Below are 17,179 nucleotides of genomic sequence, written 5' to 3' on the forward strand. Positions count from 1 at the left end.
GAAGGGAAAAAGATGAAAAAGGTTTGCAAGTCTTATGTGAAGGTAAGGTACCAAGAAACAGATCAAATGAAAATCGTTTACCACGCCAATTACTTGGTCTGGTTCGAAATTGGCAGAACGGAATTTATCCAGGAACAGGGAATGAGTTATTCGGAATTGGAACAACATGGGTTGCTCTTGCCTGTTTTAGAAGCCAATTGTACTTATAGAAAGCCGGCAAAATATGAGGATGAATTAACAGTTTTAACCTCGGTTCAAGAACTAAAAGGAGCCCGGCTGACTTTTCATTATCAAGTAGTTAAGGATGGGGAGATCCTGGCAGAAGGGTTTACCCGACATGCTTTTACCACTCCGGAGCTTCGCCCAGTTAACTTGCGCTCAGCGATGCCAGATCTTTATCAGAAACTAGCGGAAGTAGTGGAATAAAAAAAGACCGAGCATAGCTCGGTCTTTCCTTTTAAAAGCTTATTGCTGTTTATACTGTGGCTCCTGCTGCTCTACATAAGTAACCCGAGCCTGTAACGTATTGACTACGTTTTCCATTGTTGTCGCCAATTGGCTGTACATTTGTTTTGCCTGTTGATCCTGGGTATCTAACGAAAAAGTTTTTAAGTCGGCTTTTAGCCCTTCTGCGCTTGCAAGTGCTTGCTGCATTTTGCTTCCTACTGTCATGAAAGAATCCCTCCCAAAGGGTAGATGATGGTCATGGACCATTAATATCTTCTCTTTAATGGGGTCTTTTCAATCTGAAATTATTTCCCACAGTCATCAAGCCTTTTGCTCTCCAATAATAAACGTCCAAATATCCCGGAGGACACCCGCATTCATTAAGGCATTTATGATCACGACCGCGACCGGACCGATGATGAGGCCGATAACCCCAAACAGCTGAAGCCCTACAAATAAGGCAATAAGGGTAATCAAAGGATCTAAACCGATATTGTCAGCGACCACCTTTGGTTCCATAATCTGTCTTTGAACCACAACAACCGCATAGAGGATCGATAATCCAATAACCAGTTGGAAATCTTGTTTAATAAACAAATAAATAATCCATGGGACAAACACGGAACCTGTCCCTAGAAGTGGTAGCAGATCCAGGATACCCGCAATAATTCCTATTGTAAAAGCATAATCGACCCGCAGAATCAGTAGCCCGATAATAATGATAAATCCAGTGATGCTAACCAAAGTAAACTGGGCTTTTACAAACCCGAACAGGGCCGACTTTAAATCAGAGAGGACACGTACTGATCTGTCTTTTACTGCGGGTGGTACCAAGGAAGAAATTTTGTGTTTCATTTTATAGAAATCTTTGCTGATAAAGAAAGAAGCTAAGGTTGAAATAACAAGGACAGTTGCTGTGTTTGGCAGGGATGTGAGAAATGATTGCAAGCCCTTAAGAAATGAATTAACAAGATATGTACCTGTTTGGGCAATTTTCGAAAGTGCAGCACCGATATTTTCTTCAATTGTAGTTTTGTAACTTTCATCAAGTGAGCTATACAAAAGTTGTATACGATCGTAAAAGTTGGTAATAATCTCCTTAGTGATCAAATGTTTTAAATAATTAACTGCATCCTGAATGTATAAAGGCATAACCGTGATTAAGTGGCCAATTTCAATGACTACTTGAGTAATTAAAAGCGTAATACTTCCAAGAACGAGCAGAATGACAATGACTAAAACAATAGATACAGAAATCCACCGTGGAATATTCGCTCTTTTTTGAATCCAGTTCACGGGCCGATTTATCATAATCGCAATGATGAAACCTAAAATAAATGGGTAAATTAAGGGTGTCACGAATTGGAGAACTTTTATACTCAGATAAATTATGGCTAAAACGAAAAGCAATCGTAAGACTTGAAACGCCCGCATTTTCCAGTAATGGTCCATAGATTAACTCCTTTGTTCTATATTTTTGGGCGAAATAGAAAGGATTCTTATCAATCCTCCTAACTCTTAGGTTAAGGTAAAAGAGGGGGCGAATGCAATATTTGGAATAAAAAGATTCACAAATCGGGGTTATTATTCTATAATTATGGGTGGATAGACAGCTTCGTATGCCTAAAAAATGAATGAGTCTTCATTTTTTGCTTTCTTTGTTTAGAAATAAAGGATAAAGGAGAGATCTTATGTCAACTGCTGGATTAGAAGGAATAGTGGCAACCCAGTCTGGGATTAGCTCGATCATTGATGGTGTCTTAACTTACCGTGGAATCGACATTGATGAGTTAGCAGATAACGCAAGCTTCGAAGAGGTTGTGTATTTGTTGTGGAATGGTGAGCTTCCGAATGCTGATGCTTTGGCCCAACTGAAAAAAGACCTCGCAGAAAACGGAAATTTACCTGAGGAGATCATCACTCTTTTACAAACCCTGCCGAAACAGGCACATCCTATGACAACTCTTCGAACAGCTGTTTCTGCATTGGCCATGTACGATCCTCAGGAACAGGAAATGACACCAGAGGCTAACCAGCTTAAAGCGCTTCGACTGCAGGCCCAAATTTCAACAATTGTAGCAGCTATACAGAGAGTCCGTGAAGGAAAGGAAATCCTCTCTCCGAATCCCGAATATGGCTATGCACAAAACTTTTTATATATGTTAACGGGCGCTGAACCAGATCCAATTGCGATCGAAGCCTTTAATAAGGCCCTTGTCCTTCATGCGGACCATGAATTAAATGCCTCAACCTTCTCGGCACGTGTTACGGTTGCAACCTTAGCTAACATTCATGCAGGTATTGTTTCTGCAATTGGTACGTTAAGCGGTCCATTGCACGGCGGTGCGAACGAAGCAGTTATGGCTATGCTCGAAGAAGTTGGAAGTGTTGAAAATGTTGATTCTTACATCAACCAGGCACTATCAGAAAAGCGAAAGATCATGGGATTCGGACACCGTGTATACAAAACCGGTGATCCACGTGCTAAACACTTGAGAAATATGTCTCAAAAGTTAACCACCATTTCTGGACAGAGCAAACTCTATGATATGTCTGTGCGGATTGAAGGAATTATTACTAAAGAAAAAGGATTGCTGCCAAATGTTGATTTTTACTCAGCATCCGTTTACCATAGCTTAGGCATTTCAAGAGATTTGTTCACGCCTATTTTCGCTGTGAGCCGGACATCTGGTTGGACAGCCCACATTCTCGAGCAATATGCTAATAATCGTCTAATTCGCCCACGAGCTGAATATGTTGGACCAGAGAAGCGCCATTACGTTCCAGTTGACCAGCGATAATTATTCATTGACAATGACATTGTGTTCGGCCATTGGTTCGAACACAATGCTTTGATAAGTTTTTTTAGGAGAGTTTCATGTCATTTACAAAATGAATAAGACTCTTCTAACGGCATGAAAAGCTTCCCCTAAATAGGGGGGCATTATTATCTTCAAAAGGGCTTCAATAGAAGCTTTTGTTAAAAGCTATGTACATAATAGGAGGGGTTAAGGTGTCACTATTTAAACAATATGAAATGCCAACAAACGGCGAAAAAATTACCATCGAAAATGGGAAGTTGAATGTCCCTAATAATCCTATCGTTCCTTTTATCGAGGGAGATGGTACAGGCCCGGATATTTGGAATGCATCTGTTCGCGTACTAGACGCAGCAGTAGAAAAGGCTTATAAAGGTGAAAAGAAAATTGCTTGGTACGAGGTTTTCGCCGGTGAGAAGGCCTTCAACAAATATGGAGAATGGCTGCCTGAGGATACACTAACTGCAATAAAAGAATACTTCGTGGCGATCAAGGGTCCGTTGACAACTCCTGTTGGCGGAGGGATTCGTTCGATTAACGTAGCACTTCGTCAGGAATTAGACCTATATGCATGCGTAAGACCCGTACAATACTTTGAAGGAGTTCCTTCCCCTGTAAAACAACCTGAGTTAACAGACATGGTCATTTTCCGTGAAAATACTGAGGATATCTATGCTGGGATCGAGTGGGCTGAAGGAACTGAAGACGTTCGTAAACTGATCAATTTCTTGCAAAACGATATGGGAGTGAAGAAAATCCGCTTCCCAGAGACTTCCGGGATCGGCATTAAGCCAGTTTCGAAGGAAGGAACAAGCCGTTTAGTCCGTGCTGCTATTCAGTATGCCATCGATAATAAGCGGAAGAATGTAACCCTTGTTCATAAAGGGAACATTATGAAGTTTACGGAAGGTGCATTCAAAACTTGGGGCTATGAACTTGCTGAAAAGGAATTCAGTGATAAGGTATTCACATGGGCACAATATGACCGCATTAAGGATGAGCAAGGTGCAGACGCAGCTAACAAAGCCCAAGCAGATGCGGAAGCTGCTGGCAAGATTATCGTGAAGGATGTTATTGCAGATGCTTTCTTACAGCAAATTCTACTTCGCCCTGCTGAATACGATGTAGTGGCCACTCTTAACCTAAACGGAGACTACGTTTCTGACGCATTGGCAGCCCAAGTAGGTGGAATCGGAATCGCACCAGGTGCAAATATCAACTATGTAACAGGTCATGCTATTTTCGAGGCAACACATGGAACAGCTCCAAAATATGCTGGTTTAGATAAAGTTAACCCATCCTCCGTTATTCTTTCCGGAGAAATGATGTTGCGTCACTTGGGTTGGACAGAAGCTGCTGATCTTATTATTAATTCCATTGAAAAAACCATTGCAAGCAAGCAAGTCACCTACGATTTTGCACGTTTGATGGAAGGTGCTACAGAGTTAAAGGCATCCGAATTTGGTGATGCTTTAATCAAAAATATGTAGGGGGCATCTGTTATGAGTTTCAAACGTAGAAAAATTGCCGTCATTGGCGCTGGCTTTACCGGGGCAACAACAGCCTTTTTGCTTGGTCAAAAAGAATTAGGAGATGTAGTTTTAGTTGATATTCCAAACCTGGAGAACCCAACCAAGGGAAAGGCTTTGGATATACTTGAAGCAAGTCCGGTTCAAGGTTTCGATGCTAATATTATCGGTACTTCCAACTATGAAGATATTCAAGATGCAGATATGGTCATCATTACAGCAGGAATCGCCCGTAAACCGGGGATGAGTCGTGATGATTTGGTGAATACCAATGCTGGAATCATGAAGGCAGTCTCTGAGAATGTTGCAAAGTATGCTCCTAATAGCTACATCATTGTCCTTAGCAACCCAGTTGATGCTATGACCTACGTTTGCTACAAAACAACAGGATTCCCAAAAAACCGAGTCATCGGCCAATCGGGCGTGTTGGATACAGCCCGCTTTAATACCTTTGTTTCCCAAGAGCTGAACGTTTCTGTGGAAGATGTCTCAGGTTTCGTTCTAGGTGGGCATGGGGATGACATGGTTCCATTGGTTAGGTACTCTTATGCGGGAGGAATTCCGCTTGAGAAACTAATTCCACAAGATCGTTTGAATGCGATCGTCGAACGGACACGTAAGGGTGGCGGAGAGATCGTAGCATTGCTCGGGAACGGAAGTGCCTATTATGCACCTGCCGCTTCCTTAGTGCAAATGGCTGAGGCCATTTTGAAGGATAAAAAGCGGATCCTTCCTTCCATTGCCTACCTTGAAGGGGAATATGGATACCAAGATATTTACCTTGGCGTACCGACCGTTCTTGGTGGAGATGGAATCGAAAAGATCATCGAATTAGAACTTACGGCTGTGGAAAAATCTGCTTTAGACAAATCTGCGGATTCTGTTCGTAAGGTGATGGCTATTCTTAGCTAATCAAAAAAATTGCTTGGAATTTACTAAGGGGGGCGGAATCCCAATCGGAATCTGTCGAATTCATAACAGGAGATTTTTCCAATTTCCCCGAATGAATTCGATGAATTTCGATTGGGATCCGCCCCCCCTTTCCCTCTTGACTATATTAGGCAGATGAAGTAAACTGTAATCAATATATAATACGTTGAAAAGGAATAGTAGAATTTCGTGAAACGTACAGAGAGCTGTTGGGTGGTGCGAAACAGCCGTGAAACAAATTCGAACTCACCTTGGAGTAGCTCGCTGAAAGAACACAGTAGGTGGAGCCGGAGCCTAACCGTTACAATAGGAGGATATAAGGTTATTATTTAACCCGTATCTGTCAGAGTGCATACCGTTTAGGTATGAAACTAGAGTGGTACCGCGTAGGCTGTTGCAGTCTTTCGTCTCTATTTAGCAATAGAGGATGAAAGGCTTTTTTGCATTTTAAGGGCAAATTAATGATTAAAGAGGAGGCTGTTAAAATGAAAAATGTTGAAAAGTATACTAGGAATTATTTTATGCCACCGGAAAAAAGTTTGAAATGGACAGAGAAAGAATATATCACTGAAGCTCCGATTTGGTGCAGTGTTGATTTGCGCGATGGAAACCAGGCTTTGATTATACCTATGAGTTTAGAGGAGAAGCTTGAGTTTTTCAAAATGCTTGTGCAAGTTGGATTTAAAGAAATTGAAGTTGGTTTTCCAGCTGCCTCCGAAACGGAATATGCATTCTTGCGTACACTTATTGAGCAGGATTTGATCCCAGATGATGTGACGATTCAAGTACTGACACAATCCAGAGAACATATTATTCAAAAAACATTTGAGGCGCTGGAAGGTGCGAAAAAAGCGGTTGTTCATTTGTATAACTCTACATCCGTTGCCCAGCGTGAACAAGTTTTTAGAAAATCAAAAGAAGAAATCATTGAGATTGCCGTTTCAGGGGCAAAATTGTTGGAAAAGTATGCAAAAGAGACCGAAGGAAACTTCCAGTTCCAATATTCCCCTGAAAGCTTTACTGGAACGGAAATCGACTTTGCGCTTGATATTTGTAATCAGGTTCTTGATGTATGGCAACCAACAGCTGATAATAAGGTGATTATCAATTTACCAGCCACCGTTCAGATGTCGATGCCGCACGTGTACGCAAGTCAAATAGAGTATATGTGTAATCACCTAAAATACCGAGAAAACGTGATTGTTTCCCTTCATCCGCATAACGATAGAGGAACCGGAGTGGCTGATGCTGAGTTAGGGATGTTGGCTGGGGCAGATCGGGTCGAGGGAACTCTTTTCGGAAATGGTGAAAGAACCGGTAATGTCGACATTGTGACCCTTGCATTGAACATGTATTCACATGGAGTAGATCCAAAGCTTAATTTTGAACATATCCATGAGATCAGTGCGGTTTATGAACGTTTGACAAGAATGAGAGTTCATGAGAGACATCCATACAGCGGTGAATTAGTATTTACTGCCTTCTCAGGTTCACACCAGGATGCCATTGCTAAGGGGATGGAATGGCGCGAAGAGAAGGATTGCAAGTTTTGGTCGGTGCCTTACCTTCCCATTGATCCGAAAGATATTGGCAGAGAATACGAAGGAGATATTATCCGGATTAACAGTCAGTCTGGTAAGGGGGGGATTGGTTATATTCTTCAGCAAAACTTTGGATTTGATCTTCCAAAGGAAATGCGTGAAAACTTCGGATATTGCGTGAAGAGTGTCTCCGACCGCCTGCATAAGGAACTGATGCCTGAGGAAATTTACCAGATCTTTATGACTGAGTATGTGAATATTAAAGACCCTATTGAGTTTATCAGTTATCGGTATACCCAGCATGATGATTTCCAGACAACGGTTACTGTACGAATGAATGATAAGGTTCAAGAATTTGTTGGTACCGGAAATGGAAGATTGGATGCGATCACCAATGGGCTTCAGGAGAACCTGGGAATCACCTTTGATAATTTAGTTTATAAGGAACATGCTTTAGAAATCGGATCAAAATCACAAGCAGTTAGTTACATCGGAATCACTTCCCCGACAGGAACGATCCATTGGGGTAGTGGAATTCATACGGATATTATGACAAGTACGGTGAAAGCATTGTTTAGTGCCATCAACAAAATGATGACTGAGGGCAAAGAAGTTAAAGAAGATGTTGAACAAGGTGCAAATGTATAAGTGGAAAAAGGAAAAGAACCCGGTAGTTGCCGGGTTCTTATTTATACTAGTGATTACTGCCCTACATTGATAAACGGTGTAGCTCCACCAGTGACATTTGGCAGCTTGCCGTCCCATTTTTTAATTCCTTCTAATTGAGCTTCGATTTGTCTAAGTTTAATCAATTCAGGTGTTACTTCTTGCTTTTGTAATCTTAAAGCCTCAGCCTGGGCTTGGGCTTTTGTAATTTCTTGTTCCTTCTCTACTTTAATTCTTTCTAAATCCAGTTTACTCTTCAAGAATTGTTGTTCTGCAATTTGTTTTTGCTCAATGGCCCGGTTGAAATCCTCAGAAAACATAAATTCCGTAATGTTGATTTCATCGAGAATCATATTATAAGCACTTAGTTTTGCCGCTAAAACTTCTTTTACCTTGATACTAACCTCAGATCGTTTTGAAATTAGTTCTTCTGCGGTATATTGCGCTGTAACAGCCTTTAGGGCTTCACCAATCGCAGGGTCAACAATACGTGTTTGAAATTCTAGCCCAACGCGTTGGTATAAGTTATTGACTGTTGCAGCATCCAAATGGTAGTTAACTGCTACAGTTGTAGTTACTGTTTGTAAGTCTTTACTGGCAGATGCCTGGCTGGATTCTGTTTTACTGACACGAACGTCCACCGGAATTACCGTTTGAACAAATGGGATTCTAAAGTGCATTCCTTCCGCCAGCACATTTGGTTGAACGGCTCCGAGTTGTAACACAACCCCACTGTGTCCAGCAGGTACAATCACAAAGGATTGAAAGGCTATGATAACAAGTAAGGCAAGTACGACGATAAAGGCTATTCCTTTGGAAGCAAATTTTTTCGGATTAAAATCAACTACTCTTTCATCCATTAAGCTTTCCCCCTTTTTTTAGACCACTATATGAATGTACGTAAAAAAACTCTTTTGGTTTCAAAGAAATTTTAGGAAAAGGGTGTTTTGCTAGTCTATTTCCCCTATGATAAGATGAAGGAATGGAATGATTCGGGGGTGCAGAACTTTGGAAAAAAAGATTGTTGTGTTGGATGGGAACAGTATAGCCAATCGGGCCTTTTATGCGCTGCCATTATTAAGCAATGCGAACGGTTTACATACAAATGCAGTATTTGGTTTTACCACTATGCTTTTAAAGGTTCTTGAGGAAATGAAACCGACCCATGTACTGGTTGCTTTTGATGCGGGCAAGGTCGTTTTTCGGCATCAAGATTTTGCGGAATACAAGGGTGGTCGGCAAAAAACGCCAAATGAGTTATCGGAGCAGTTTCCTTATATTCGTGAGCTATTGGATGCCTTTAGTATCCCACATTATGAGTTGGCTGGTTATGAAGCAGATGATATTATCGGGACGCTCACAAAAGAGGCTGATGATCAGGGGATCCAGACAGTCATCGTAACAGGTGACAAGGATATGCTGCAACTTGTGTCAGAGCGGGTGCATGTAGCATTAACGCGAAAAGGAATTAGTGAAATTGAGTGGTTCAACCCTAACGCTATACAAGAAAAGTACGGGTTAAATCCTGATCAAATTAAGGATCTGAAAGGATTAATGGGAGATGCCTCCGATAATATTCCGGGAATTCCTGGGGTTGGGGAGAAAACTGCTTTGAAATTACTGCATGAATTTAATTCTGTTGAAAATTTACTAGAACATATTGACCAGATCTCAGGGAAAAAATTGAAGGAAAAAGTGCAGGAACACCAATCGCAGGCATTGTTAAGCAAAGAATTAGCGACAATCTTACGCGCAGCACCGATCGAGGTGAAATTAGATCAACTTGAGTACGCTGGCTATCAAAAGGAAAACGTCCTTGAAGCCTTTAAAAAGTTTGAATTTAAGTCCCTTTATGATCGTGTAGGGGTTGAGGAGGTCCAAGAGGATCAACCTGTCCGGCCAATCGCGTTTACGATCATAGATGAAGAGAATAAACAGTCCTTTGAATCCTATCTAAAAGAGGATCTTGCACTGCATGTAGAGCTGGACGGAGAAAGTTATCATCGTGCGGAGATTATTGGGTTTTCCTTTGAAACAGACGAGAAGTTCTTTTTTGTTCCATTTTCCGTTGCGACCCATTGGGAGCGATTTGAAAAATGGCTCGCCGAGGAAAATGGCAAAATTATATACGATCTGAAAAGGGCAACCGTGAGTCTTCATTGGCATGGAATCAACTTAGCAGGAGTTTCCAGGGATATCATGTTGGCCTCCTATTTGATAAACCCTTCAGAAACGGACTTTAGTCTGCAGGAAATTTATAAAAGAGAAACGGGTGGCCTGCTACCTAATGACATTTCGATATATGGGAAAAAGAATAAGAAGGAGCCGCTCCCTACTTTAGAAATTATCGCTGAGCATGTTTGCAGAAAAGCAGATGCTGTTCGGAAAATCTGGGGAATATTAGAGCCTAAACTCGTGGGAAATGACCTCCAACCATTGTTTTATGACCTTGAGATGCCACTTGCTTTGGTTTTAGCGAGAATGGAGTATACAGGAATCGCAGTAAACATTGAAAAACTTTCCACGATGGGGCGAGAGCTAGAGGAACGATTAAGTCAGTTGACAAAAGAAATCTATGAGTTGGCAGGGGACACTTTTAATATTAATTCTCCAAAGCAGCTAGGGGAAATTTTATTTGACCGCTTAGGGTTACCGGTCGTGAAGAAAACGAAGACGGGTTATTCCACGAATGCTGAAGTATTGGAGAAGCTGCAAGGCATGCATGAAATCATACCGAAAATTCTTTACTTCCGCCAATTAGGAAAGTTGTATTCCACTTATATTGAAGGATTAACGAAAGAGGTCAATCCGCAAACGGGAAAGATTCACACCTCCTATAACCAGGCTACAACGGCTACTGGACGATTAAGCAGTGTGGAGCCAAACCTCCAGAATATCCCCATTCGAATGGAGGAGGGGCGGAAAATCAGGGAAGCCTTTGTTCCGTCTGAAGAAGGATGGTATATTCTTGCCGCGGATTATTCTCAGATTGAATTGCGGGTGTTAGCACATATTGCAAACGATGAGAGGTTGACCGATGCTTTTCATCATAATGCAGATATTCATAGTAAAACGGCCATGGATGTCTTTGGAGTATCCCCAGAGGAGGTTACCTCAGAAATGAGGAGACAGGCCAAGGCAGTTAACTTTGGGATTGTGTATGGAATTAGTGATTATGGTTTGTCTCAAAATCTAAATATTACGCGAAAACAGGCTGCAGCCTTTATCGAGCGCTATTTCTCTGTATTCGAAGGGGTTAAACAATATATGGAGGATATCGTGAAGAAGGCTAAAAAAGACGGCTATGTTACGACACTGTTGCAGCGCAGGAGATATCTTCCGGAAATTAATAGTAGCAACTTTAATTTGCGCAGTTTTGCTGAGCGTACAGCAATGAATACTCCGATTCAGGGATCGGCTGCAGATATTATCAAGCTGGCTATGATCCACATGGCAAAAGCGATTGAGGAAAAAGGGTTACACAGCAGAATGCTGTTACAGGTGCATGATGAGCTTGTTTTTGAAGTACCCGCAAAGGAACTGGAAGAACTAAAAGAATTAGTGGCACAGGTCATGGAGAATGCGATACAGCTTAATGTACCGTTAAAAGTGGATGTCAGTGTTGGCGAAACTTGGTATGAAGCTAAATAATGGCGGACGTTAAGCCCAAGGAGGGAAATAGGTGCCGGAATTACCTGAGGTGGAGACGGTTCGAAGAACCTTGGAAGGCTTGGTTGTTGGAAAGAGAATTCGCAATGTATCAGTCTTTTTGCCAAGAATTATTAGAAGACCTGCAGAAATATTGGAATTTTCCCTGCTGCTTCAAGGACAAACCATTCAAGGAGTTGGGCGAAGAGGGAAATTCCTGAAAATTATCCTCGATGACCTTGTGTTGGTTTCCCATTTGCGTATGGAAGGACGTTACGGGGTTTATCATTTAGATGAGCCAATTGAAAAACATACCCATGTGATTTTTCATTTTACAGATGGAAAAGAGCTGCGGTATCGAGATGTAAGACAATTTGGAACAATGGAAATTTGGCCGAAGGGGCAGGAGGATGACGCTCCTTCCTTACGCAAACTAGGTCCGGAGCCTCTTGATCCAGATTTCACACTGGCTATATTTAAAGAAAGACTGAAGGGAAGAAAAACAAAAATTAAGCCCCTGCTTCTAAACCAGGAATGGTTAGTAGGGCTTGGGAATATTTATGTAGATGAGGCCCTATATCGGGCAAGGATCCACCCCGAAACAGAGGCACACATGCTCTCCCCGATTAAAATTAGGCAGTTGTATCAAGCGATTCAGGAAACACTGCAGGAGGCCATAGAACAAGGGGGAAGCTCAATAAAATCCTATGTAAATGGCCAAGGGGAAATGGGAATGTTTCAACAGCAGCTAAAAGCATACGGAAGAGATAACGAGCCTTGCTTGCGTTGTGGAACTTTAATGAAACGAACAGTCGTTGGTGGGCGTGGGACACATTTTTGCCCTCGATGTCAAAAGTTGAGGATGGAAAAAAACTAAAAGCTCAACCCCAAAGTCATATAGAATTTGCTATGAAAGAGGAGTAAAGATGATTATTGGTTTGACGGGTGGCATTGCCTGTGGGAAAAGTACTGTTGCTAAAATGTTATCGGATTTGGGAAGCATCATAGTTGATGCGGACAAGATTGCCCGTGAAGTTGTTGAGCCCGGACAGGCAGGGCTTCTCCAAATCGTGGAGCGATTTGGAGAAGGAGTTTTATTTGCGGATGGCACTTTGAATCGAAAAGCATTAGGTGCTATTGTCTTTTCAGATTTATCGGCTAGGCAAGACTTAAATCAAATTCTGCATCCTCTTATTCGTCAAGTGATGAAAGAAAGGAAAGAGCAAGCTCTTGCTTTGAACCCGCCGTTAGTTGTTTTGGACATTCCCTTGCTTTTTGAATCTAAGCTACAGCAAATGGTAGAGAAGGTTGTTGTTGTCTATATTCCGAGGAAGCTGCAATTGCAACGATTGATGGAAAGGGATCAAATTTCTATGCAGGAGGCAGAACAGAGAATTGCTTCCCAAATGGATATTGAAAAAAAGAAGGAGTTAGCTGATTTCGTGATTGATAATAGCGGATCCATCGAGGAAACCAAAAGACTGGTTGAAGACATATTTACAAAATTGAGCAAGGGTATTTAATTTATGGTCATTATGTTAAATCGTAAGATTACACTACTCTTCTTATTGTTTGCCTTGTTCTTTTTATTTAACAGTTCCTTCTTTTGGAAAGCCATGTATCCGATTTACTTCCAGCAGGAAGTGACAGAGGCCGCGAAAAAATATAATGTAGACCCCTATTTGATTTTTGCGATTATCCAGATAGAAAGTAACTTTAAAAATCAACGCATTTCCAATAAAGGGGCTTCAGGCTTAATGCAATTAATGCCTGACACAGCGGAATGGGCCATCGAGCAGGCAAACTTGCCTGCAACTATGATTCAACAAATGCACAATCCACGGGTAAATATCGAAATCGGTGCATGGTATATTGCTTTTCTCGAACGAAAATTCCATCAAAATCATTATGCCGTGATCGCTGCTTATAATGCGGGCCAAGGTAATGTCGAAAAATGGCTGAGGGAAGACATTTGGGATGGATCTTACCAGCATTTAGGGGATATCCCGTTTGGTGAAACGCGTCACTATGTGCAAAGAGTTCTATACTTTTATGGGAAATATAGAGAGATTTATCAATGATCTTCAGGTGGACAGCCTGGGGGTTTTTGTTGTATCGGGTCATGCGACGTCCCTATCGGTTTGAACTGGGACATGCATAATTTTCTCCCTGAGTTAAGTAAATACTAGTAGAACCAGGGGTTTATGAGGTTGGTGGGCGGGAGCCGAAATATTCCTAAAAAAAGTTTTTTCCCAGAACCTATTGCCAAATGTGTCATACTTATTATAATAAAGATAGTAAATAGTGTGTGATAATGGTGGAAGGGGAACTGATGTATGAAAACGAAAATTGGGATTAATGGATTTGGACGTATTGGAAGAATGGTTTTTCGAAAAGCTATTTCTGATCCAACAATAGATGTTGTTGCAATTAACGCCAGCTATCCCGCTGAAACCCTGGCCCATTTAATTAAATACGATTCCATTCATGGGACGATTAACGATAAAATTGAATTCACTGAGAATACCATCATTGTAAATGGAAAAGAAACAAAATTACTAAGTGATCGCGATCCAAGCAAACTTCCTTGGGGTGAACTTGGAGTTGAGATTGTTGTGGAAGCAACTGGGAAGTTCCGTGACCAAGAAGGCGCAGGGAAACATTTGGCTGCAGGAGCGAAAAGAGTTGTTATCACAGCTCCTGGGAAAGATGATGATGTTACGATTGTAATGGGGGTTAACGAAGCCGACTTTGACCCGCAAAAACATTTTATTATTTCCAACGCTTCGTGTACAACCAATTGTCTTGCACCTGTTGCCAAAGTATTAGATCAGGCCTTTGGAATTGAGAGTGGAATGATGACAACCATTCACTCCTATACCAATGACCAGTTAAATTTGGATAATCCTCATAAGGACCTAAGAAGAGCAAGAGCTTGCGGAAACTCAATTATTCCTACCTCAACTGGTGCAGCCAAGGCAGTATCTAGGGTTCTTCCACAGTTACAAGGCAAGCTAAATGGATTGTCCTTACGAGTACCAACTCCAAATGTTTCGATTGTTGATTTAGTTGTTAATTTGAAGGATTCAGTCACTCGAGATAGTGTAAATAAAGCTCTTAAAGAAGCAGCAGAAGGTTCAATGAGCCGCTTCCTCGAATACACTGAAGAACCATTGGTTTCCAGTGATTTCAATGGAAATGAGCATTCCTCGATTGTAGACGGTCTTTCCACCATGGTAATGGGGGATAAACAGGTTAAAGTATTAGCTTGGTATGATAATGAATGGGGATATTCCTGCCGCGTGTTGGACTTAGTTAAACATGTTGCAGAATCATCTCGTGCTTTAGAAGAAATGGCAATGACAGTGTAAAAAATAATGGAGAAGGGCTCTCTTTCAAAGAGGCCCTTTTTTGTCATTTTATAAAACTTAGCTGATGTTAGACTGATTTTTGATTCGGATATCCCGAAAATCCAGCCCATTTCAGTCCAAATTCCCCAATCTGCCTAGCTAACAGTTTTTCCCCCCAACCTCCTGTACGAGTTGTGTTAAAATAGGGGAAAGCAATCTGGTATAGGGAGATGAAATGATATGCGTTGCCCCCTTTGTCACTTTAATGGTACCCGTGTATTGGATTCTAGGCCTGTGAACGAAGCAAAATCGATTCGCAGAAGGAGAGAATGTGAAGATTGCGGTCATCGCTTTACAACATTTGAAATGGTGGAGGAAACTCCGTTATTAATTATAAAAAAAGATGGGACTCGGGAGGAGTATAGTCGTGAGAAGGTTTTGCGAGGTATAGTCAGAGCCTGTGAGAAGCGGCCTGTTCCTTTGGAGGTTTTGGAGAATATTGTGGACAAGATCGGCCAGGAACTGCGCAGTTCTGGAAAAGTAGAGGTCCATAGTGATGAAATTGGTGAGCTTGTAATGAAAGCCTTGTATGAAGTGGATGAGGTGTCTTATGTTCGTTTTGCTTCGGTGTATCGTCAATTTAAGGACATTAATGTGTTTATTAAGGAACTGGAAGAACTGCTAAGTAACACAAAGATAAAGGATTGTCCTTGAAAAATTTGAGGGTGGGTAGCTCTTGCTAACAATGTTATAATGTTAAGATCAAATAATGTAGAACACAGAACAAGGGGAGTTCTTTAACATGGGGTTTGGCTGGAAAGAGATAGTACCAAGCGATATTTATTGCGTGCGGGCGATAAGGACAGTCAGTTCAACAGAACTGGCTTACATAACACATCTCTATCAACCGCTAATAGGGTCGCTTTCTGCCTCTCTGTATATAACATTGGTGCATGAACTTGCTGTGGATCGGACCGCTTATGGGAACCACCGTTGGTTAATGAGTGTAATGGGCACCTCTCTGGATAAAATCGTAGAAGCGCGTGAATTTTTGGAGGCAATGGGTTTGCTTTGCACATCCAAAATTCGCGTTGAAGATGGAAACAACATTTTTGAATACGAGCTGCATCCGCCGCTGCAGCCAACGGCCTTTTTCGGAGATGATATGCTTAGCATGATTCTATTGAATCGGGTAGGGAAGACAAAATATCAGTATTTGCGCATGAAGTTCGTAGGGAAGGTTCAACCATTAGAAGGGGAGCGGACAGAGCTTACCAAAAGTTTTGATGAGGTTTTTCACAGTATCACCCCTTCGGAAATTATGGTAACCTCTGGTTCAGAAACAGAACAATTTTTAACTGAAATGGATGAGAGGTACCCAGCTGGTGAACTGTCTGCTTATCCAGAAATTGCCTCAGCTATTCAACTGAAAAAGTCTGAACATGATTTTGCCTTTCTGGAGGCAGCTTTACCAAAATCCTATGGTAACCGTACATTAAATGCGGAAATGAGAGCTGCGATTAAAGAACTGGCCTTTTTTTATCAATTGGATGATATGCAAATTTCCTATTTTCTGCAAGATCCCTACAGCTATAATGATAGCAATGAATTAGACGCTTCCTTGTTGAGACAGCGAATTCGCGATTGGTATCACAGACAAAACAATGGGCAAGGTCCTGACGCAGTGATTCGCCCAAAGGAAGAGGCCAAAGTAACGGAGGAAACCGAGACCGGACCAAAACGAACTAAAGAAGAAGAACACAAGGCAGCGTTGGAAAAATTATCGCCGATTGCTTTGTTGGAGCAATATCAGGATGGGGGGAAGAATTCCCCTGCAGACCTGAAAATCATAGAAGAATTACTGCATAACTACAAGCTTCCTCCAGCAGTGATTAATGTGCTTCTTGAATATGTCATGATTACAAACAATAAGCAACTCCCTCGCTCATTGATATTTAAAATTGCCACTCATTGGAAGAGGTTAGGGATAGAAACAGTCGACCAAGCGTTAACACAAGCCAAACAGCTTTATCAAGAAAATAAGGCGAAAACTCGTGGACCGAAAGAATCAACAAAAAATCCCTCCACCTACCGCAAGCCAGCAACCCCACAGAAAAGTGATCTTCCGGAATGGGTTGTAAGGCAGATCGAGCAGCCAGCTAAAGAGACAGTGGATGAAGTGGTGGATGAGGTGCAAAAACAAGAAATTGCCGAATTGTTAAAGGCATTAGGTGAAATAGATTAATCTG

The 17,179-nt window shown here is 41.6% G+C and carries 15 protein-coding genes and 1 other annotated feature; of the genes, 12 read left to right on the forward strand and 3 right to left on the reverse strand.

From position 1 onward, the window contains the following. Positions 1-12 precede the first annotated feature (12 nt). Positions 13-426 (forward strand): acyl-CoA thioesterase, encoded by a 414-nt coding sequence (locus tag J2Z37_RS01435; RefSeq protein WP_209808211.1) that lies wholly within the window; start codon positions 13-15, stop codon positions 424-426. A gap of 39 nt (positions 427-465) precedes the next feature. Here the strand turns inward: J2Z37_RS01435 and J2Z37_RS01440 are convergent, their stop codons facing one another. Beyond that, positions 466-672 carry a DUF1657 domain-containing protein gene (locus tag J2Z37_RS01440; RefSeq protein ID WP_209808212.1) on the reverse strand — a complete coding sequence of 69 codons (207 nt, stop codon included), beginning with the start codon at positions 670-672 and terminating at the stop codon, positions 466-468. A 96-nt stretch (positions 673-768) separates the two neighbouring features. Beyond that, positions 769-1,899 (reverse strand): sporulation integral membrane protein YtvI, encoded by a 1,131-nt coding sequence (gene ytvI / locus J2Z37_RS01445; protein WP_209808214.1) that lies wholly within the window; start codon positions 1,897-1,899, stop codon positions 769-771. Positions 1,900-2,138: 239 nt separating this feature from the next. On the opposite strand from ytvI, the gene citZ reads away from it, so the two are divergent. The 4 genes from citZ to leuA all read left to right on the forward strand — a co-directional run bounded on the left by citZ (position 2,139) and on the right by leuA (position 7,914). Continuing rightward, positions 2,139-3,248 (forward strand): citrate synthase, encoded by a 1,110-nt coding sequence (citZ, locus tag J2Z37_RS01450; RefSeq protein ID WP_209808216.1) that lies wholly within the window; start codon positions 2,139-2,141, stop codon positions 3,246-3,248. Positions 3,249-3,484: 236 nt separating this feature from the next. Beyond that, entirely contained in the window at positions 3,485-4,756 is a 1,272-nt protein-coding gene (gene icd, locus J2Z37_RS01455; RefSeq protein WP_209808887.1) for an NADP-dependent isocitrate dehydrogenase, read from the forward strand. Between the two features lie 12 nt (positions 4,757-4,768). Then, positions 4,769-5,707 (forward strand): malate dehydrogenase, encoded by a 939-nt coding sequence (gene mdh / locus J2Z37_RS01460; RefSeq protein WP_209808218.1) that lies wholly within the window; start codon positions 4,769-4,771, stop codon positions 5,705-5,707. Positions 5,708-5,882: 175 nt separating this feature from the next. Continuing rightward, positions 5,883-6,140, forward strand: a binding site (T-box leader). 70 nt (positions 6,141-6,210) lie between these two features. Beyond that, positions 6,211-7,914 carry a 2-isopropylmalate synthase gene (leuA, locus tag J2Z37_RS01465; protein WP_209808219.1) on the forward strand — a complete coding sequence of 568 codons (1,704 nt, stop codon included), beginning with the start codon at positions 6,211-6,213 and terminating at the stop codon, positions 7,912-7,914. A 53-nt stretch (positions 7,915-7,967) separates the two neighbouring features. On the opposite strand, the gene J2Z37_RS01470 is transcribed toward leuA, so the two are convergent. Then, positions 7,968-8,792, reverse strand: a complete 825-nt coding sequence (locus J2Z37_RS01470) for a prohibitin family protein (protein ID WP_209808221.1) — start codon at positions 8,790-8,792, stop codon at positions 7,968-7,970. A gap of 127 nt (positions 8,793-8,919) precedes the next feature. Between J2Z37_RS01470 and polA the strand changes: the two genes are divergently transcribed. From polA to J2Z37_RS01505, 7 genes are all read left to right on the forward strand, one after another. Continuing rightward, positions 8,920-11,583: a DNA polymerase I gene (gene polA / locus J2Z37_RS01475; RefSeq protein ID WP_209808223.1), complete on the forward strand. Its 2,664-nt coding sequence runs from the start codon at positions 8,920-8,922 to the stop codon at positions 11,581-11,583. Positions 11,584-11,614: 31 nt separating this feature from the next. Next, positions 11,615-12,457 carry a DNA-formamidopyrimidine glycosylase gene (gene mutM, locus J2Z37_RS01480; protein ID WP_209808225.1) on the forward strand — a complete coding sequence of 281 codons (843 nt, stop codon included), beginning with the start codon at positions 11,615-11,617 and terminating at the stop codon, positions 12,455-12,457. A 49-nt stretch (positions 12,458-12,506) separates the two neighbouring features. After that, complete coding sequence (coaE, locus tag J2Z37_RS01485) at positions 12,507-13,103, forward strand: dephospho-CoA kinase (protein WP_209808226.1); 597 nt, start codon at positions 12,507-12,509, stop codon at positions 13,101-13,103. Between the two features lie 3 nt (positions 13,104-13,106). Beyond that, positions 13,107-13,661 (forward strand): lytic transglycosylase domain-containing protein, encoded by a 555-nt coding sequence (locus tag J2Z37_RS01490; RefSeq protein ID WP_245203474.1) that lies wholly within the window; start codon positions 13,107-13,109, stop codon positions 13,659-13,661. Between the two features lie 255 nt (positions 13,662-13,916). Continuing rightward, complete coding sequence (locus J2Z37_RS01495) at positions 13,917-14,951, forward strand: glyceraldehyde-3-phosphate dehydrogenase (protein WP_209808228.1); 1,035 nt, start codon at positions 13,917-13,919, stop codon at positions 14,949-14,951. A gap of 219 nt (positions 14,952-15,170) precedes the next feature. After that, positions 15,171-15,644 carry a transcriptional regulator NrdR gene (gene nrdR / locus J2Z37_RS01500; RefSeq protein WP_209808230.1) on the forward strand — a complete coding sequence of 158 codons (474 nt, stop codon included), beginning with the start codon at positions 15,171-15,173 and terminating at the stop codon, positions 15,642-15,644. Between the two features lie 88 nt (positions 15,645-15,732). Then, a complete protein-coding gene (locus J2Z37_RS01505) occupies positions 15,733-17,175 on the forward strand; it encodes a replication initiation and membrane attachment family protein (protein ID WP_209808232.1) in 1,443 nt (480 codons plus the stop codon). Positions 17,176-17,179 lie beyond the last annotated feature (4 nt).

The organism is Ammoniphilus resinae, assembly GCF_017873965.1.
Taxonomy (GTDB): domain Bacteria; phylum Bacillota; class Bacilli; order Aneurinibacillales; family RAOX-1; genus Ammoniphilus_A; species Ammoniphilus_A resinae.